18 protein-coding genes are annotated in these 18,823 nt (G+C 64.5%); 12 read left to right on the top strand and 6 right to left on the bottom strand.

Translation table 11 applies throughout. From position 1 onward, the window contains the following. Positions 1 to 119 precede the first annotated feature (119 nt). Complete coding sequence (locus FBZ93_RS28310) at positions 120 to 962, bottom strand: helix-turn-helix transcriptional regulator (RefSeq protein WP_146990497.1); 843 nt, start codon at positions 960 to 962, stop codon at positions 120 to 122. 92 nt (positions 963 to 1,054) lie between these two features. On the opposite strand from FBZ93_RS28310, the gene FBZ93_RS28305 reads away from it, so the two are divergent. Both FBZ93_RS28305 and FBZ93_RS28300 read left to right on the top strand, forming a co-directional pair. Next, positions 1,055 to 1,945 (top strand): SDR family oxidoreductase, encoded by an 891-nt coding sequence (locus FBZ93_RS28305; protein WP_146990495.1) that lies wholly within the window; start codon positions 1,055 to 1,057, stop codon positions 1,943 to 1,945. Positions 1,946 to 1,964: 19 nt separating this feature from the next. Beyond that, positions 1,965 to 2,690 carry an SDR family oxidoreductase gene (locus FBZ93_RS28300; RefSeq protein ID WP_208764074.1) on the top strand — a complete coding sequence of 242 codons (726 nt, stop codon included), beginning with the start codon at positions 1,965 to 1,967 and terminating at the stop codon, positions 2,688 to 2,690. Positions 2,691 to 2,696: 6 nt separating this feature from the next. Here FBZ93_RS28300 and FBZ93_RS28295 read toward each other — a convergent pair whose 3' ends face one another. Continuing rightward, a complete protein-coding gene (locus FBZ93_RS28295; RefSeq protein WP_146990493.1) occupies positions 2,697 to 4,022 on the bottom strand; it encodes a 4Fe-4S binding protein in 1,326 nt (441 codons plus the stop codon). Between the two features lie 250 nt (positions 4,023 to 4,272). Further along, complete coding sequence (locus FBZ93_RS28290; protein ID WP_146990492.1) at positions 4,273 to 4,722, bottom strand: cupin domain-containing protein; 450 nt, start codon at positions 4,720 to 4,722, stop codon at positions 4,273 to 4,275. Between the two features lie 182 nt (positions 4,723 to 4,904). Between FBZ93_RS28290 and FBZ93_RS28285 the strand changes: the two genes are divergently transcribed. The 3 genes from FBZ93_RS28285 (at position 4,905) to FBZ93_RS28275 (ending at position 7,787) form a co-directional block, all read left to right on the top strand. Then, positions 4,905 to 5,930 (top strand): ABC transporter substrate-binding protein, encoded by a 1,026-nt coding sequence (locus FBZ93_RS28285; RefSeq protein ID WP_146990490.1) that lies wholly within the window; start codon positions 4,905 to 4,907, stop codon positions 5,928 to 5,930. Positions 5,931 to 5,945: 15 nt separating this feature from the next. Then, on the top strand, positions 5,946 to 6,647 hold the full coding sequence (locus tag FBZ93_RS28280; protein WP_146990488.1) for an NUDIX hydrolase: 702 nt from the start codon (positions 5,946 to 5,948) through the stop codon (positions 6,645 to 6,647). 195 nt (positions 6,648 to 6,842) lie between these two features. After that, positions 6,843 to 7,787 (top strand): division plane positioning ATPase MipZ, encoded by a 945-nt coding sequence (locus FBZ93_RS28275; protein WP_146990486.1) that lies wholly within the window; start codon positions 6,843 to 6,845, stop codon positions 7,785 to 7,787. A gap of 139 nt (positions 7,788 to 7,926) precedes the next feature. On the opposite strand, the gene FBZ93_RS28270 is transcribed toward FBZ93_RS28275, so the two are convergent. Continuing rightward, a complete protein-coding gene (locus FBZ93_RS28270) occupies positions 7,927 to 8,493 on the bottom strand; it encodes a RidA family protein (protein ID WP_246667685.1) in 567 nt (188 codons plus the stop codon). A gap of 231 nt (positions 8,494 to 8,724) precedes the next feature. Here FBZ93_RS28270 and FBZ93_RS28265 point away from each other — a divergent pair, with 231 nt between their 5' ends. The 6 genes from FBZ93_RS28265 to FBZ93_RS28240 all read left to right on the top strand — a co-directional run bounded on the left by FBZ93_RS28265 (position 8,725) and on the right by FBZ93_RS28240 (position 14,538). Next, entirely contained in the window at positions 8,725 to 10,035 is a 1,311-nt protein-coding gene (locus FBZ93_RS28265) for an ABC transporter substrate-binding protein (RefSeq protein ID WP_146990484.1), read from the top strand. 22 nt (positions 10,036 to 10,057) lie between these two features. Then, the gene (locus FBZ93_RS28260) at positions 10,058 to 10,831 is read left to right on the top strand and encodes an ABC transporter ATP-binding protein (RefSeq protein WP_146990482.1); all 774 of its coding nucleotides are present in this window, start codon (positions 10,058 to 10,060) and stop codon (positions 10,829 to 10,831) included. A gap of 5 nt (positions 10,832 to 10,836) precedes the next feature. Next, positions 10,837 to 11,541, top strand: a complete 705-nt coding sequence (locus tag FBZ93_RS28255; protein WP_146990866.1) for an ABC transporter ATP-binding protein — start codon at positions 10,837 to 10,839, stop codon at positions 11,539 to 11,541. 186 nt (positions 11,542 to 11,727) lie between these two features. Then, complete coding sequence (locus FBZ93_RS28250; protein WP_074125711.1) at positions 11,728 to 12,609, top strand: branched-chain amino acid ABC transporter permease; 882 nt, start codon at positions 11,728 to 11,730, stop codon at positions 12,607 to 12,609. After that, positions 12,606 to 13,616 carry a branched-chain amino acid ABC transporter permease gene (locus FBZ93_RS28245; protein ID WP_146990480.1) on the top strand — a complete coding sequence of 337 codons (1,011 nt, stop codon included), beginning with the start codon at positions 12,606 to 12,608 and terminating at the stop codon, positions 13,614 to 13,616. The genes FBZ93_RS28250 and FBZ93_RS28245 overlap by 4 nt, the downstream gene beginning before the upstream one ends. Continuing rightward, a complete protein-coding gene (locus tag FBZ93_RS28240; RefSeq protein WP_146990478.1) occupies positions 13,582 to 14,538 on the top strand; it encodes a polyphosphate kinase 2 family protein in 957 nt (318 codons plus the stop codon). Before FBZ93_RS28245 ends, FBZ93_RS28240 begins: the two co-directional genes overlap by 35 nt. A gap of 271 nt (positions 14,539 to 14,809) precedes the next feature. On the opposite strand, the gene FBZ93_RS28235 is transcribed toward FBZ93_RS28240, so the two are convergent. Next, on the bottom strand, positions 14,810 to 17,026 hold the full coding sequence (locus tag FBZ93_RS28235) for a hypothetical protein (RefSeq protein WP_167529249.1): 2,217 nt from the start codon (positions 17,024 to 17,026) through the stop codon (positions 14,810 to 14,812). A 487-nt stretch (positions 17,027 to 17,513) separates the two neighbouring features. Next, on the bottom strand, positions 17,514 to 17,939 hold the full coding sequence (locus FBZ93_RS28230) for a nuclear transport factor 2 family protein (RefSeq protein ID WP_050419313.1): 426 nt from the start codon (positions 17,937 to 17,939) through the stop codon (positions 17,514 to 17,516). A 125-nt stretch (positions 17,940 to 18,064) separates the two neighbouring features. Here FBZ93_RS28230 and FBZ93_RS28225 point away from each other — a divergent pair, with 125 nt between their 5' ends. Then, positions 18,065 to 18,634 carry a bifunctional transcriptional activator/DNA repair enzyme AdaA gene (locus FBZ93_RS28225; protein ID WP_146990474.1) on the top strand — a complete coding sequence of 190 codons (570 nt, stop codon included), beginning with the start codon at positions 18,065 to 18,067 and terminating at the stop codon, positions 18,632 to 18,634. Positions 18,635 to 18,823: the final 189 nt, after the last annotated feature.

Raw genomic sequence — 18,823 nt, 5'->3', positions numbered from 1 at the left:
TTGCGAGCGAAGCGAAGCAATCCATCCCGCCGCTTGTGGACGTATGGATTGCTTCGTCGCTGTCGCTCCTCGCAATGACGAGGAACCCGTGGAGCCGGCCCCGACGTGGGCGGCAGAAATCAAACTCCTTTGGGCGCGGTCTCCATCAGCCCGCGGATCTTCTCCGTCACCTTGGGGTCGATCGGATTGTAGACGATCATGCTGAGGTCGGAGCGGCCGTCGACTGCGAAGGCCGAATATTCGAACTTGACCGGGCCGAGGATCGGGTGCCGGAGCTGCTTGACGCCCTCGCCATGGGTGCGCACGTCGTTGTCGCGCCACAGTGCCGCGAATTCCGGGCTCAGCCGACAGAGCTCATCGACGAAGGGTTGCACCTCCGCGGCCGCGCCAGCGCGCATCGCATCCACCCTGAAGGCGCCGACGACGAAGCGCGCCACGCTGGCCCAGTCGTGTTGCGCAGCGCGGACGCGCGGATCGAGGAACATGAAGCGCAGCACGTTGCGCTCGCGCGGCGGCAGCGATCCGTAATCCGTCAGCATCACGGTCGCCGCCCGATTCCAGGCGACGATGTCCCAGGTCGCGGTTCTGACCACCGCGGGGCGCGGCTCCAGCGCGTCGAGCACGCGTTGCAGTCGCGGCGTCACGCCTTCGCTTTTTTGGTAGCGCGCCTCGGGCGTGCGGCCGAGGCCGAGCAGGAACAGATGCTCGCGCTCGACATCGGTCAGCATCAGCGCCCGCGCGATGCGGTCGAGCACGTCGGCCGACGGCGCGCCGCCGCGGCCCTGTTCGAGCCAAGTGTACCAGGTCGCGCTGATATTGGCGCGCTGCGCCACTTCCTCGCGGCGCAGGCCCGGGGTGCGCCGTCGCTCCGGCGGAAAACCGAACGTCGCCGGATCGAGCTTGCTGCGGCGGTCCTTCAGGTAGGCGCCGAGCAGGTTCTCATGCGCGAGCGGTTCGCTCATCCTGTTAGCCATTATACCATGATAAGGTCACTACTTTACCAGGATAGCGCGGCGGCCCAGATTTGTCTCCAGCAAAACCTGGAGACTTGCTGATGCGCGTGTTTGTCACTGGAGCCACCGGCTGGGTCGGCTCGGCCGTTACCAATGATCTGATTGCCGCCGGCCATCAGGTGCTCGGCATGACCCGTTCCGACAAGGGCGCCAAAGCGCTCGCCGCTGCCGGCGCCGAAGTTCACTACGGAACGCTCGAAGATCTCGACAGCTTGAAGAGCGGCGCCGCGCAGTCCGATGCGGTTATCCACTGCGCCTTCAACCACGACTTTTCGAGGTTTGCGCAGAACTGCGCGGACGACCGGCGCGCGATCGAGACATTGGGCGCCGTGCTCGAAGGCTCGAAGCGTCCGCTGATCACCACGTCGGGCGTCGCACGGGTGGCGCAGGGGCGCGTCGCGACTGAAGAGGATCCGCCGATTCCAGTCTCCGAGGCCTATCCGCGTGCGTCCGAGGCGACCACGATGGCGGTGGCGGCGCGCGGCGTGCGTGCCGCCGTCGTGCGGCTGCCGCCCTCCGTGCATGGTCTTGGCGACCACGGTTTCGTGCCGCGCCTCATAGCCTTTGCGCGTGAGAAGGGCGTCTCTGCCTATATCGGCGAGGGACAGAACCGCTGGCCCGGCGTACACCGGCTGGATGCGGCGCGGGTCTACCGGCTGGCGCTCGAGCGCGGCGTCGAGGGCGGGCCGTTCCATGCCGTCGCCGATGAGGGCGTGCCGTTCAAGGCGATTGCCGAGGTCATCGCGCGCCGGCTCGACGTTCCGCTGGTGTCGAAGTCTCCGGAGGAGGCGGCGGAGCATTTCGGCATGTTCGGCCGGTTCGTCGCCTTCGATGTGCCGACCTCGAGCGCGCGGACGCGGTCGCGGCTCGATTGGCAGCCGCAACAGCCCGGGCTGCTCGCCGACATCGATCACCCCACTTATTTCGTGTAAGGCGCGGCGGAGCACGATGATGACAGACGCCATGATGTCGCTCGCCGGCAAGCGCGTGATCGCAATCGGGGGATCGTCGGGGATCGGCTTTGCCGTCGCGGCGCTCGCGCAGGAGCGCGGCGCTGACGTGGTGATCGCCTCCAGCAACGCGGCCAATGTCGATGCCGCCGTTGCGCGGCTGCCGGGATCGTCGGGCCGCACCGTCGATCTGCGCGATGAAGTCGGCGTGTCGCGCTTCTTCGACCAGGTCGGCGGCTTCGATCACCTCGCGATCACCGCTGGCGATCAGGGCCTCCCTGCGTTCGGCGCGGTGCGCGATCTCGATCTTGCCGCCGCGCGCGAAGCGCTCACCCTCCGCTTCTGGGGCTCGCTCGCGGCGGTCAAGCACGGCAGCCGCGCGATCGCGCCGAACGGATCGATCACGCTGACCGGCGGCCTGCTGGCGCATCGCCCGCAAAAGGGCATGCCGTTCGTGACCGCGGCGGCGGGCGCGATGGAGAGCCTGGCGCGCGGCCTTGCCGTCGATCTCGCGCCGGTCCGCGTCAATGCGGTGTGCCCGGGACTCATCCTCACCGAACGCGTCAGGCAGATGCCGCAGGAGAGGGTGCGCGGCTATGTGGCAGGCCTGCCGTTGCCGCGCGCCGCATCGCCTGATGAGGCGGCCACGGCCTATATCTATCTCATGCTGAACAGCTACGTCACCGGGCAGAGTCTTGCGGTGGATGGCGGCGGCCTGTTGGTGTGAGTAGGCTCAGAGCGGGAAGCACCGCATGTAGGCCGCGAACAGTTTTTCGTCGCTATGGCTCACCAGCTCCGAGGCGATCGCATCGGCAAGGTCGAGATCGCGATTCTGCACGCGCAGCCAGGCCTGGGTGTCGGCGGTGATGGTCAGGGCCGCCTCTCCGACATGACGCCCCGGCACCACCTGCAAATCCCGGCCCTTGATCGCGACCGTCATGTCCAGCGCGCTCGCTCCGGTGAAACGCAGATGCGTGACGAAATCCAGACCGCGCGCCCGGCCGCGCTGGAATCCGAGCGAGAGCGAGAAGATGTAGGCCTGGATGCTGCCGGTATGCCGGCCGGACGTGACATGCTGCATCTTCTTGTGCGGAAAGCGCCGCGTCACCGTGTCCTCGGCGTCGGTATCCGGGAGCACATAGACGAACTCGTCCTTGTCGATCAGCGGCTGCACCACCTCGGCGAAATGCGCGTCGCGATCTCGCAGAAAGGGCCCGATCACGTCTTCGCCGGCCGGGCACGCCGAGATGCAATAGGCCGCCTTGTAGCCCGGCTTGAACGACAGCGATTGCCAGATGTTCAGCGTCTCGGTGCGGGGAACGCGGGCGCGATAATCCCTGGCGTCCTTCGAATCCGCAACCTTCTCCACCCACTGGGTGAAGTTGCCGAGGAAGTCGTGATAATTGTGGGTGTGGCAGGACAGGAAATCGAAGCCGCCGTCCGGCTTGATGGCGCCGACCGGGCAGGCGGCGACGCACAGTTTGCATTCCAGGCAGGGATTGTAGTCGATCGGGTGGTCATGGGCGTCCACTTCGCAGCCGAGCAGCACGGTGCCGAGCAGAACGAAGCTGCCGAATTTCGGGTGGATCACGCTGCGATGGATTCCCATCCGGCCGAGCCCGGCTTCGACTGCAATCGGCTTGTGCTGGACCATCATGATCCTGGGCAGGTCCATCTCCATCGGGAAGGCGGCGACCGAATTGCAGGCCGGGATGCCGTGCTCGTCGAGCGCGCGAACGATGGCGCGGGCGGTCTCGTTGACGTGGTCGTAGGTGCCGTGGAATTCCTCGTTGGCGACGGAGCGCGACGGCGAGCGCACCGGCTCGCGGTTCATGTGGCAGGCGATCGCGAGCAGGGAACGCGTCCGGCCGTAGACTTTCCGGATGAAATCGCGTTGCGGCGCGATGGCGGCGCGGTCGAACTCGATGATGCCGACGTCGTCGGCGCCGCACTCCCGCGCAATCCGCTTGAGCAGTTCCGATGACACCGGGACGTCGCGGACGTGCTGGCTGCTGCGTGCCCGCACGGCCCTGACCGTGGGATGATCATCCAGGCTCATGGTCCTGATCTCCATGAAATGACGACCGTAATATTATGGAGCGGCTCGTCGTGAGGCAAGTGAATTATCTGTCAATCGTCATGTAATGGAACCGAGCGCGCGCGGCCCGCTCTGCCGATTGGAGACGAGGGCAGGGAGGCGCGAAGCGCCGCTGGATGACAGGCTCCGCGAAGCAATCCAACCCTCGGCATATGCGGACCGATGGATTGCTTCGTCGCTATCGCTCCTCGCAATGACGTTGAGAGGATTATCAATCCAGCAGCTTGGTATCGTCGGGCGCCTGTGGCGGCGTCTTGATTGCGATCGCCTTGAACGGGCGGCCGTTCGGCTTGGTGCCGCCATGCGGCGTGCCCTTCGGGATCACGATCAGGTCGCCCGGCTTCACCGGCACTTCCTTGTCGCCGAGCCACACCGTGCCGGTGCCCTCGAGGATGAACTGCATCTCGTTGGTGTTGGGGTGCATGTGCTTCGGCACGTTGCCGTCCTGGATCGAGACCGTGGCGCCGTCGGCGGCGACGAACGTCTTGGAGCGGAATCCGGTCTTGCTGGCGTCGCCGAGCTTGTCGCCCTCCATCTCACCGGCGTGGATGATTTGCGCGGTGATGCTCTCGGCCGCGAGCGCCGGCCGCAGCAAATGGGTGGCGCCACAGCCGGCGGCGAAGGCGGCGGCGAGCGACAGCGCGGTTGCAATACTTCTCATGAAGACCTCCCTTGATGTTTGCTTTGAAGTATTCTTGATGGCTCTATTCTTGGTGCTTGTTCGGCGGTTTCCTGCATCCACGATGCTATGCCGTGGCCGCAGGCTTGACCAGTTACCGGAAAGTCGCCTTCTCAAGGCAGGCCTGCTCCTCTATCTTGCCGGCCAGTCGAACGGAGGACGTCATGAACAAATGGCTTGGCAAGCTTGCCGGAACGCTGCTGGCGCTGACCCTGTCCACGGGCCTTGCCGCGGCGCAGAGCAAGATCACCATCGCGGTCGGAGGCGGCGCCTGCCTGTGCTATCTGCCCACCGTGCTGGCCAAGCAGCTCGGTGAATATGACAAGGCCGGGCTTGCGGTCGAACTGGTCGACCTCAAGGGCGGCTCGGACGCGCTCAAGGCCGTGCTCGGCGGCAGCGCCGATGTCGTCTCCGGCTATTTCGACCATTGCGTCAATATCGCCGCCAAGAAGCAGGAGATGCAGGCCTTCGTGGTCTATGACCGCTATCCCGGCCTCGTGCTGGTGGTCTCGCCGAAGCACACCGGCGAGATCAACTCGGTCAAGGATCTCGCCGGCAAGAAGGTCGGCGTCAGCGCGCCCGGCTCCTCGACCGATTTCTTCCTGAAATATCTCTTGAAGAAGAACGGCCTCGATCCGGTCGGCACCGCCGTGATCGGCGTCGGCCTTGGCGCCACCGCGGTGGCCGCGATGGAGCAGGGCCAGATCGATGCCGCCGTGATGCTCGATCCGTCCGTCACCGTGCTGCAAGGCAGCCACAAGGACCTCAAGATCCTCAGCGACACCCGCACCCAGCACGACACGCTCGCGGTGTTCGGCGGCGAATATCCGGGCGGCGCCCTTTATTCGACCACGGCCTGGGTCAATGGCCACGAGAAGGAGGTGCAGGCGCTGACCAATGCGATCATGGCGACGCTCGCCTGGATCCATTCGCATTCCGCCGAAGACATCATGGCCAAGATGCCGGAAGACCTCGTCGGCAAGAACAAGGAGCAATATCTCGCCGCGCTGAAGAACACGATCCCGATGTACTCGGAAACCGGCAAGATGGATCCCAAGGGCGCCGAAGCCGTGCTCGCGGTGTTCAGCGAGGGCTCGCCTGATGTCGCGAAGGCCGGCATCGATGTCACCAAGACCTACACCAACAAGTTCGTCGATCAGGTCAAGAAGACGACCGGAAACGCAAAGTAAACGCGCACGGACGACATGGAGTCTCCACTCATTTGCCGCGTCACCGCGCTCGACCTCGCATTGGCGCGGCGTCCCTGGCCGTTCGCCGACGAGCGGCGCGCCGAGATCGACGCGCATTTCGCCGAGCAGCAGCGGCTGAACCCGAATCTGTGGAACGGCCGCGTCCTGCTCGGGCGCGATCCCGTCTTTGCCGATGCGCGGCTCAGTGCGAGCTATTTCGAGACCGATTTCGCAAGCTTCCTGGCCTGGCGTGATTGGGGCTTTCCGGACAAGGAGGTCTTCAACGGCTTCGGCATGGGCGCGCTGCTCTCAAGCGACGGCGCCTTCGTGTGCGGTGTGATGGGCGAGCAGACCGCGAATGCCGGACGGATCTATTTTCCCTCCGGGACGCCCGATCTCGACGACATCAGGGGCGACACGGTCGACATCGCCGGCAGCGTGATGCGCGAGCTCGAGGAGGAGACCGGGCTCAAGCCGTCGGATTGCCGCGGCGATGCCGACTGGCACTGCATCTACACCGGGGTTGCGCTCGCGATGATGCAGATCCTGCGCGTCGATATGCAAGCTGACGCGCTGCGGGCGCGGATCGAGGCCAACCTCGCGCAACAGGAGCAACCGGAACTCGCCGGCATCCATCTGGTGCGCAGCCGCGCGGACCTCACCCCTGCCATGCCGCGCTTCGTCACCGCATTCATCGAGACGCAACTGCCGACGTAGCTTTGGCATCCGCTGCTGGAGGCAGGCCGAATATCGCGTCCCAATCGACGCAAATGACCTGAGCCAGACGAACTGGATCACGAGTTCGAACCTGTCCGGACGCGATTTCGGAATTTTTGCCACGGCGCCATTGGAACGGAGCGCCGTTTATCGCATTCATTTCTCAGTGGTAATTGTGGACTTGCCAGGCTCGTGATGCTGTACACGGCACCGATCGCAGTGCCGGGGGCGCCACACGTGATCGTCATCGGGAATGAGAAGGGTGGCTCAGGAAAGACGACGATCGCGATGCATCTGGCTGTCGCGCTTCTGAAGCAGGGGCAGCGGGTCGGCACCATCGATCTGGACAGCAATCAAAGAGCTCTAACGCGCTACATCGAAAACCGGCGCATCTGGGCCAACCACCGGCGGATCAAACTCGAAATTCCGCTGCATCGTTGTGTCCGGCGTGCTGAAGGCGCAAAGCTGGACGACAATGAGGCTGCCGAATTGGCGGCTTTCGGGGAGGCGGTCACCAGCCTCAAGGGATCTCTCGATTTCCTGGTGATCGATACTCCTTCAACGGATACTTACCTGATGCGTCTCGCCCACCTCGTGGCGGATACGCTGCTAACGCCCGTCACCGACAGCTTCCTTGACCTCGGCACGCTGGCCTCGACCGATCCCATCACGCACGAAGTGACGGGAACCGGTCACTATGCGGAGTTGGTCTGCGACGCCCGCAGGCGACGTCTCCAATTTGACCGGAGCCATACCGATTGGGTCGTCATCCACAACCGCTCGTCGGCGCGCCGGCTGGTGCGGCGGAGTCTTGCCGAAGCAGGGACAAGGCTGGCGTTCAGGCATCTCGGAGGTTGTTCCGAGCGAAACGTATATCGCCAGTTCTCCGCTTCCGGGCTCACCGTCCTTGATGCACTGGACGAAGCAATCCTCGGTGAGCGGCCGGATCGGTCGCACCGATTGGCTCAACAGGAGATGTCTCGTCTCATCGAGCTGCTAAGGCTGCCGATCAGCGAGCGCGCACGCCGGAGGGCCGCGGCGCGCGCGGAGTGGTTCGTGTCGGCGCATACGCCGCTTGATACCGGGGACCTGCTGGCTGATGAAATTGCCGATCCACCGGAGCCGGCACACTCTCCGTGAGACTGCAAGTCTTGCCATCCTTGGTGGCGCGGCCATTGGAGACCGGGCTCAAGCCGTCGGATTGCTGCGGCGACCTTGCCTGCCAGCAAAATCCCGAACTCGCCGGCATCCGAAATGTAGCTGCCGGAGTAACGGCGGGTCATTCGGCCACTTCAACGACCATCTCGACCTCCACGGCGTTGTTGAAGGGAAGACCAGCCATCCCGACAGCAGATCGCGCGTGTTTGCCGGCTGCCTCGCCGAAGACCTCCACCATCAGATCGGAAAAGCCGTTTATCACTTTCGGCTGATCTCCAAGGCCGTCGGCCGAATTGACCATCCCGAACACCTTCACCACGCGCTTGACGCGATCGAGGCTTCCAAGTGCGACGCGTACCTTCGCCAACATGATCAGGCCGACCTGGCGGGCCGTGTCATAGCCTTCCTGCACGGTGAGGTCCTTGCCCACCTTGCCTTTGTATTTCCAGTCCGCGGCCGGAGTGTTCCCTGCGAGGAAGAGCAGATTGCCGACCCGGACCGCATCGACGTAATTGGCGACCGGTGTCGGAACGGGCGGTAGCGTGATGTTCAACTCCTTCAGCCTGGCCTCGGCGGACGGTGAATTCTGCGCCACCGCACCCGACGGAGCAGCAATCCACGCGCCCAATCCAAGCGCGCACGCACCCAACCACGAAATGAGTCTCGCTCTGCAAAGCATGTGATTCATGTGTCGCCTCCAATGACAATTACTTCGCAGCCCTCAGGATAAGGCAGAAGCAGCAAAGCTGCCTTCCGTAGTTCTCCGGTCTGAAAAGTCGTCGGCACTGTTCCGCCGAAACTTTGCGCAAGCCTGCGCCGTGCGGACGCAGCCATCGCGCTTGACATCATCGGCCGCTCCCCCTGTGATAGGGCGGCACGACAACAAAAAATGCAGTGCACAATCTCTGGGGAGGGATTCATGCCGGTCTGGAGGGCCATCCGCTGGCTCGCGGGTCTGTCTGTCGCGCTCGCGGCGCTCGGCGTGGCTGGTGCCACGCAGGCGCAGGACAAGAAGATCAAGATCGGCGTGATCTTCGATTTGACCGGGCCATTGGCCGGCGGCGGCTCCGAGCTGCAATACACCGGCGTCAAGATCATGCTCGATCATTACGCCAAGACCGGCGTCGAGGGGTACAAGGTCGAGGCGGTCTACGCCGACGCGCAGAGCAAGCCCGATATCGCCATCAACGAGGCCGTCCGCCTGCTCGAGCAGGAGAAGGTCGACATGGTGATGGGCTTCTTCTCCTCGGCACAATGCGTGCCGGTGGCGGCCCGGGTCGACCAGATGAAGAAGTTCATGTGGATCACGACCTGCATCTCCTCCGGCGTGTTCGACGGCAAGAACTACAAATATGTGTTCCGCCCGCAGGCCGCCGGCAACCAGTACGGCATGATGACGACCGACTTCATCGCGCAATATTCGCTGTCCAAGTTCGGCAAGGAGCCGAAGGACCTGCGGGTTGCGATCATCCATGAGGACGGCGCCTATGGCGTCGACGTCGCCAAGGGCAACGAGGCCGGCGCCAAGAAGGCCGGCTTCAACATCGTGCTCAAGGAAGGCTATTCGGCGACCGCGCCCGATCTGTCGGCGCTGGTGACCAAGCTGAAGCGCGCCAAGCCCGACGTGATCTTCCACACCGGCTACAATCCGGACATCACCCTGTTATTCCGCCAGGCCCGCGAGCAGGGCCTGAAGTTCGGCGCCATCGTCGGTCACGGCGCCGGCTACGGCGTCTACGAGAAGCTGAAGGAAGGCCTCGGGGCCGATGCCAACTATCTCTTCAACACCGACCCGATCTCGATCTGGCTCGCCAATCAGAAGACCATGGACCCGAAGCTGCCGCCGGTCATCAAGATGGTCGGCGAGGAGTTCGACAAGCTGAAGCCGGGCGTGCCGATCCGCTCCGCCCATGTCGGCATCGGCGCGGCCAACGCCTATGTGTTCCTCGACGACGTGCTGCCGCGCGCGATCAAGAAGTATGGCGGCGTCGATCCGGACGCGCTGCGCAAGGCGGCGCTCGACACCGACATTCCCGAGGGCGGCACCATGCTCGGTTACGGCGTGAAGTTCTACGGCGAGGGCGAGCAGTACGCCGGGCAGAACGCACGTTCGTTCCCGGTGGTGCTGCAATATATCGACGACAAATCCTATGTGGTGTGGCCGAAGAGCCAGATGCAGCGCGAGACCGAGCTACCGCTGCCGGCCGGTACCACCTACAGCTACAAATAGCTTGCTCGCGAAAGGGACCGCCGTGCTCGCCGTAGAAGGCCTGGTCAAGCGGTTTGGCGGCTTTCGCGCCGTCAACAACGTGTCGTTCCGCGTCGAGCAGGGCGAGATCCTCGGTCTGATCGGCCCGAACGGCTCGGGCAAGAGCACGATCTTCAACATGCTCTCCGGCACCTTGCCGCCGACCGAGGGCTCGATCCTGTTCGACGGCCGCGAGATCGCGGGCCTCGCCCCGCACCGCATTATCGTCGGTGGCATTGGGCGCACCTTCCAGATTCCGCGGCCGTTCCATCGCCTCAGCATTTTCGAGAATGTCGTGCTCGCCGGCTTCTATGGCCAGGGCCGCCACAGCCGCAGCAAGGCCGAGGAGGCCGCCGAGCGGGCGCTGGCGATGGTTGGGCTACCGACCGATCGCCATGCCAACGTCGAGGGTCTGGGCGCCGCCGGCCTGAAGAAACTCGAATTGGCGAAGGCGCTCGCGACCGGACCGAAACTCCTGCTCGCCGATGAAAGCCTCGGCGGGCTCGACGAGGCCGAGATGGACCAGGCCGCCGACATGTTGCGCCGGATCCGCGACGAGCTCGGTATCACGATCATCTGGGTCGAGCACATCATGGGGGTCTTGATGCGCGTGGTCGACCGCGTGATGGTGCTGGATCACGGCGAGAAGATCGCCGAGGGCTTGCCGGCGGATGTCGCCGGCGATGCCAGGGTGATCGAGGTCTACCTCGGCACCGATGCGGACGCGAGCCTTGCGGCGGCGGCCGCGGCGCAAGCGCGCCGCCGGATCGGGGCGTGAGCGGCATGCTGGAACTGAAATCGATCGATGCAGGCTATGGCAGCTTCCAGGCGCTGTTCGACGTCAGCCTCGACGTCAAGGCGGGCGAAGCGGTCGGCGTGATCGGCCCGAACGGCGCCGGCAAGACTACTCTGATGCGCGTGATCTCCGGCTTGATCCGCCCGATCAGGGGCACCATCGCGATGGAAGGCACCGACGTCGTCGCGACGCCTGCGCACCGCATCGTCAGCCTCGGGATCGCGCATGTGCCGGAAAATCGCCGGCTGTTTCCGCGGCTCACCGTGGCAGACAATCTGAAGATGGGCGCCTACATGCCGGGTGCCCGCGCGCATTATGCCGAACGGCTGGAGTTCGTGTTCGAGCTGTTCCCGCGGCTCAAGGAGCGCCTGCAGCAGATGGCCGGCACCATGTCGGGCGGCGAGCAGCAGATGTGCGCGATCGGCCGCGCGCTGATGTCGAACCCGAAGCTGCTGCTGCTCGACGAGCCCTCGGCCGGGCTCGCGCCGGTCGTGGTGCAGCAGGTGTTCGAGCTGGTCAAGCGCATCCGCGCCTCAGGGCTGACGGTGTTGATCGTCGAGCAGAACGTGCAGCAGGTGCTGCGCGTGGTCGACCGCGCCTATCTGTTGGAAGCAGGCAGCATCCGCGCCGCCGGGTCAGCGGCGGAGCTCGCGGCCAGCGACACCATCAAGCAGGCGTATCTGGGGGTGTAGGGATGATGACGATATCGGAAAGGATTGCGGCATCGGCGGTTCACCTCTCCCCTTGTGGGAGAGGTCGGATCGCATCGCCAGATGCGATCCGGGTGAGGGGTTACGCTCTCTCGTGGGACCTGTTCCCCTCACCCGGCGCTGCGCGCCGACCTCTCCCCGGCGGGGAGAGGTAAGAAAGAGGCAGCCATGCAATCCTTCCTCGACATCTTCGACATCTACCTGCTGGAGGCCGTCATCAACGGCATCCTGCTCGGCGGCGTGCTGGCGCTCTTGGCGCTCGGGCTCAATCTGATCTTCGGCGTCATCGACGTCACCTGGATCTGCTACGCCGAGCTCGTGATGATCGGCATGTACGGCATGTACTATCTGGTGCAGGTCTTCCATCTGCCGTATTGGGCGGCCGCGCCGCTGGTCATCCTGCTGGTGGCGCTGCTGGGTGCCGCGCTGCACTTCTTCGTCATCGCGCCCTTGCTGACCGCACCGCCGATCAACCAGCTGCTCGCCACTGGCGGCGTGCTGTTCATCCTGCAGAGCTTTGCCACCGTCGCCTTCGGTATCGATTTCCGCAATCTCGGCATCCGCCTGCCGGTGCTGGCGCTCGGCGAGATGAATTTCAGTTACGCACGATTGCTGTCGTTCGCGGCCGCGCTGGTCGGCATGGTCGGCGTCTATCTGTTCCTGACCCGCACCTTCACCGGCACCGCGATCCGGGCCATTGCGCAGGACCGCCAGATCATGCCGCTGATGGGCGTCGATCCCAAGCGCATCTATCTCGTCACCTCGGCGATCGGCGGCGGGCTCGCCGGCCTCGCCGCCTGCCTGCTGGTGCTGCAATATGACGTGCATCCGTTCGTCGGCCTGTCGTTCGGGCCGATCACCTTCCTGATCTGCGTGCTCGGCGGCCTCGGCAATTTCATCGGCGGCTTCATCGCCGCCTTCGTGTTCGCCGAGATCATCTCGCTCGGCGGCCTGTTTTCCGATCTCGAATGGGGCTACGTGCTGGCGTTCGCTTTCTTCATCGTCATGATGTTCATCCGGCCCGCGGGCCTCCTGGCGAGGCGCTCGTGAACAGGCAGGTTGCCTTTTGGATCATTGCGTTGCTCGCGCTCGTCGCGCTGCCCTTCGTGCATCGCGATCCCTATCATCTGCACGTGCTGGTGCTGATCCTGATCTGGTCGTTTGCCTATACATCGTGGTCGATCATGGGCCGCTTCGGCCTGGTCTCGCTCGGCCATGGCGGCTTCATGGGCATCGGCGCCTATGTCACCGCGCTCTTGTGGAATCACCTCGGCGTCTCGCCCTGGATCGGCATTCCCCTGAGCATGGCGACCGCGGGCGTGCTCGCGCTGGTCGTGGCCTATCCCTGCTTCCGCTTCCGCATTACCGGGCACTATTTCGTGCTGGTGACCTTGGCGCTGTCCGGCATCGTGCTTCAGGTCATCACCGCGACCCGCGATTACACCGGCGGCTCGCTCGGCTACACGCCGCAGCGTGCCCAAAGCGGCAAGGGGCTGTTCGCGCTGCAATTCGATGACAAGACCACCTGGTATCTGATCGCGCTTGCGGTGTGGGTCGCAGGCCTCGTGATCTGGCGCGCGATCGACCGCAGCATGATCCGCCACGCCATGGAGGCGATCTCGGAGGATGAGGACGCCGCGGCCGCCGCCGGCGTCAACGTCACCGCCGAGAAGCTCAAGATCACCCTGATCAGCGCGCTGATGACGGCACTGTCAGGCGCGCTGTACTGCCAGTACCAGATGTTCATCTCGCCGGACACCGTGAGCGGCATCGCGGTCTCGCTGCAGATGGTGTTTGCGGCGATCGTCGGCGGCGTCTATGTCGCGCTGGGGCCGACCGTCGGCGCCGTCATCACCATCGTGCTGGCGGAGGTGCTGCGTATCTCCTTCGGCACGAAGGCGGTCGGCTGGGACAATCTGGTCTATGGCATATTGCTGGTGCTCTTCATCATCTTCCTGCCCAAGGGCATTCTTGGTAGCGTGATCGACCGGATCAAATCGCCACGCAAGCCGTCGAGAGGCCATGAGCAGCAAACCGTCCCCATCGCTCGCCGATGAACTGAAACCCTACGTCGCGCCGTTCCGATTCGACGGGAGTGGTGAGTTTCACCTCAAGTCGTACCCGACCGCCGAGAAGGGCGGCATCGACAAGGACGCCGGCAGCAAGATCATCGAGGCCAACCGCAAGCGGCTGAACGACTTCCAGGAGAAGCTCTACGCCCAGGATCGCTGGTCGCTGCTCCTGATCTTCCAGGGCATGGACGCCGCCGGCAAGGACAGCGCGATCAAAAGCGTGTTCGAGGGCGTCAATCCGCAGGGCTGCGAGGTCTCCTCCTTCAAGCAGCCATCGTCGCGGGAGCTCGATCACGACTTCATGTGGCGCGCCATGATCGCGCTGCCGGAGCGCGGCCGCATCGGCATCTTCAACCGATCCTATTACGAGGAGTGCCTCGTGGTGCGGGTGCATCCCGAGGTGCTGGACAAGCAGAAGATCCCGAAGAAGCTGGTGACCAAGAACATCTGGCGCGAGCGCTTCGAGGACATCTCCGCGATCGAGCGCTATCTGTCGCGCAACGGCACCGTGATCCTGAAATTCTTCCTGCACGTCTCCAAGGAGGAGCAGCGCCAGCGCTTCCTCGACCGGCTGGAGGAGCCGGCCAAGAACTGGAAGTTCTCGATGGCCGACATTTCCGAGCGGCAGCTGTGGGCCAAGTACCAGGCGGCCTATCAGGACATGATTCACCACACCGCGACCAAGGACGCGCCCTGGCACATCGTGCCGGCCGATCACAAATGGTTCGCCCGCGTCGTGATCGGTTCGACCATCGTCAATGCGTTCGACAGGCTTGACCTGAAATTCCCCGAGGTCGACAAGGCCGACCTCAGCGAATTCAAGCGCGTTCGCGCGGCGCTGGAAGCGGAAGGCAAGGGCGGCGCGGCGGAGAAGAATGCGGCGAAGAAGGAGGCCGCGAAGAAGTAGGCGTGAAAAGTGGCGGCGCGTTGTCTGAGGTTCGTGCCTGACTGCGTAAGGTGAGCACGCTCGTCCGGCTCCCTCCCCCCTTGCGGGGGAGGGTGGGGAGAGGGGTAAGCCCCGGGCGAGACAATCAAGGAGAAGCGTAGCCCTCTCAATCTTGATCACGCGTCGTCGCACAAAGTCGAGAGAGTCCCCGTGTGGTACCCCTCTCCCTAACCCTCCCCCGCAAGGGGGGAGGGAACCCTCCTGCTGCTGCGTCCCTTACTCACCCCCGCTGCTAGCTCTTGCGTGACGGCATCCAGGCGGACAGCAGGTAGAAGCCGATTGCGACGATGAGCAGATAGCGGAAGCCGAGCAGGGTCGAGCAAGACTCGGCGAGGCCGCCGATGACGGAGCCCGCGATGTTGGATCCGAACGCATGATCGGGATTGGCTTCATCGCGGAACGAGCGGGCGAAGATCACGCCGGCGAAGAACATCGGGCCGAGCGCCAGCGCGCAGGGGATCACGTAACGCCAGACGATGCCGCCGGCCAGGAACGTGTCGAGCGGCACCAGCACCGAGACCGCCAGCAGCGCCAGCAGCCCGGCATAATGGCGCACCAGCCGGGTCGACGGCACCTTGATCACATAGAGATTGGCGGCGAGGATCAGCAGCAGCGCGGTGAAGAACACCGCCGAGTTGACCAGCCACGTGCTGCCGAACAGCAGCGCCATCTGCACGACCGCCTTGGTCTCGAGCAGCATGAAGGCGGCGCCGAGGAAGAACATCCGGTTGTTGGGCCGCCAGGCGCCCTTCGGCTTGAACAGGTAGACGAGGCCGAGCCCGAGCACGCCGAGCAGGATCATCGAGCGAACGGTGAGGTCGGGGATCAGCCTGCCGCTGACATAGAGAAACGGCCAGTCATCGCTGGTCGATTGCCTGGCGCCTTCATTGTCGGCCACCAGCTTCGCCGGCGCCAGCGGCACCCAGTCGCCGCGCTGGGGCGCAGCCTTGTCCTGCTTGTCTTGCGCTTTTTCCTGCGGCTTGTCGAAGCCGTTGACCGAAAGGTTCTCCGGCGGAAGGCTGTTCAGCCAGAACTGGCCGCGGTCGCGGAATGCGGTGGAGATGCGCGGATTGCAGCCCGCGATGATGGTGGTGAAGCCGACCGCCTCGGACGACGTCAGCGTCTCCTTGTAGGGCAGCGGCAGCACCAGCGGATCGCAGCCGAACACCTGCTTGGCCATCTCGGCGACGCGCTGCACGATCCAGCCCTGGCGGTAGTAATTGTACATCACGAAGATGCCGTCCTGCTTCAGCACGCGGCGGACATCCTGGAATGCCTGTTCGGTGAACAGATAGCTTTCGAGACGGATATTGGCGTAGCCGCTGTGCAGGATCAGCGAGTCGACCAGCGCATACACCACGAGATCGTATTTGCGGTCGGTGGTGCGCAGGAAATGCCGGCCGTCGTCGAGATGCGGCACCACCCGTGGATCCTGATAGGGCTTGTCGGGATGGTTGTGGATGCCGATGTCCTGGATCGCGGGATCGATCTCGACCGCATCGACGCGCTCCACGCCGAAGCGCAATGCGTGCGCGAGATCGTTGCCGGAGCCCGCGCCGATGATCATGACGTCCTTGAACGGCGCGCCGCCGCTGTGCTTCTGCAGCAAATGGATCAGCGAATAGGACGAGCCGCGTTCGCTGAACGGCATCATTTCCTGATGGCCGATGCTGTTGACGGTGATCTCGCCGCTCTTCTTGTTGAGGTCGACGGCGTAATAGGGCGACCAGCGGATGTCATGGTTGCCGGACCGATCGCTGTAGAACTCGGTGAAGCCCACCACGAAGATGATCGTCACGAGGCGCAGGATCGACAGCGCCTTGTCCTGGTAGAGGAGATAGGCGATGCCGGCGCAGCTGATGCCGAACCAGACCACCGGCGGCGCCTGCGCGAACGACAGCAGCGAGAACCCCACGATGCCGGCGAGGCTGCCGCCGATATTCAGCGAATAGCCGGCGACGCGGTTCGGGTAGGCGTCGAAGGCGCGGCCGAGCGTCTGGCCGAGGCCGACGAACATCAGTGCGATCAGCACGAAGAACAGCCCGGCGATCGCCTCGATCGGCACGACGAATTTGGCGAGATCCGGGTTGCGATATTCGGTGCCGAAGAACACCTCCTGCGGTGAGGCCTGATGGCCGACGTCGACGGCGAACTCGCCCCATTGGAAATACAGCACCATGATCGTGGCGACCGCCGCGAAGGTCACGAGCGCGAGCCCGGGAAACAGCGCAAGCCAGTTGGTGCTCCGCCGCGCGGCAAGGCAGCCGCAGGACATGCCGAGGAAGGCCGCCAGCAGCACGATGTTGGTGAAGAATTGCAGGAAGACGACCTTGGCCGAGAACCAGCGGATGCAGGCCAGTTCGAGGAACAGGATCAGGAATCCGACGAGGAAGAGATTGAAGCCGGCTTGTCGCTGATTGGGTCCTTCGACCGTGTTCGTCGCGGGCATGATCGCCATATCTCCTTAACCAAACAAGGTCGCGCCCTCAACACCCGGCCGCCGCCGGCACCCTAGATGCAACCTGTTGAGCAAAGATTGACTTCGGCGGCCGCGCACGCGCGATGGTTGTCGGCGGCCGAGATCATGCCTGATGTCATGGTGTAGGAAGGGTTTCGGTGTGCTCGCATCTTGGCTGTGATCCCGAGCATCGATTGTCGATGTAAGGTTCGATCGGGATGGCGAGAGCAGACGTGAGGTGAGCACCCTCGGCGGCTCCCTCCCCCCTTGCGGGGGAGGGTGGGGAGAGGGGCGAGCCCCGGGCGAAATCACAGTCGCGAGCGCAGCAATCGCGGTTACCGAGACGCATCGATAGACCACGTCGTGTGGCCACCCCTCTCCCTAACCCTGCCCCGCAAGGGGGGAGGGAACCCTTCCGTTGGTGCGTCCCTTACATGAGTGCGTAACTGCGCCGGAGCGCCGGCGCCGCGCGCACTCGTCACGCCGCAGCTTCTCCGAACACCATCTGCCAGCCCTTGCGCGTGTCCATGTATTCGCGCACCTGCTTGATGCGGCCTGCTTCGACCACGAACACGAAGCAATAATCATTGTCGTAGGACCGGCCGCCCGGCAGCGTCGCGCGCATGCGTTCCTCGACAATCACGCTGTCGCCGTCGGCGTGAACGGCGCGGAAAGCGATGTCGATCTCGGTGAACAGGCGATGCATCTCGGTCGAGATGAAGCGGGCGATCGCCTCCGCGCCGATCATGTGATCGGTGTGATCGAGCGCGACCGCCGTGGCGTTGCGGGCCGGCGCGATCCATTCGGCATCCGGCGCGAACGCGGCGGCAATCAGCTTGGCGTCGCGGGTCCTGAACGTCTGCCAGGCGTTGAGGACGATGTCCTTGTTGGTCGGGCTGGTCATTGCGGTGTCTCCGGGGTTGATCGATCGGCTCGATCTAGGCCGGCGCGGCGGGACGTGCTGGCCGGAATCGGACCTCATCACCGCCGGCCCCTTTCTTCGATCGCGCGATGCGCTAGTGTCCGGCCATGCTCAGCTTCGAGGTCTGCAACGCGGCGCGGTTGCGGCGTGACGCGCGCTATGACGGCCGCTTCTTCACCGCGGTGAAGACCACGCGGATCTATTGCCGTCCGGTCTGTCCGGTGAAGCACCCGCTGCCGCGCAACGTCACTTACTACCCGACCGCCGCCGCGGCCGAGGCGGCGGGCTATCGGCCGTGCCTGCGCTGCCGTCCCGAAACCGCGCCGTTCTGCCCGGCGTGGAACGGCACCCGCTCCACGGTTGCGCGCGCGCTGAAGCTGATCGATGGCGGCGCGCTCGAGCGCGGCTCGGTTGCCGCGTTGGCCGACCGGCTCGGCATCACCTCGCGCCATCTCGGGCGGCTGTTCGAGCGCCATGTCGGCGCCAGCCCGCAACAGGTCGCGACCACCCGACGCGTCCAGCGCGCCAAGCGCCTGATCGACACGACAGACGATGCGATGACCGAGATCGCCTTCCGCGCCGGCTTCGGCAGCGTCCGCCGCTTCAACGCCGCCTTCGCCGCCCTCTACGGCCGCTCGCCGTCGAGTCTCCGCGCGTCGTCGCGCGGCCGCAGGTGAGGGTTCGAACGTGGGCGAGGTAGCTGCGTCGCCAGCCGATGCGAGGTGCGCCCATTGGTCGGGCTCGCTTCCCCTTGCCGGGTCCGACGCGAGGCGCTTGAATGATTTCGGAATATTGGAAATATATTCCTGAGTTGCCCGACACGTCAAGGTGCCCTGTCGAACGCCGGCAGCCGCCAGCTCCTTTGC

The sequence above is a fragment of the Bradyrhizobium macuxiense genome, from assembly GCF_007993935.1.
Classification (GTDB): Bacteria; Pseudomonadota; Alphaproteobacteria; order Rhizobiales; family Xanthobacteraceae; genus Bradyrhizobium; species Bradyrhizobium macuxiense_A.
This window is presented reverse-complemented; position numbering and strand designations above follow the sequence as displayed.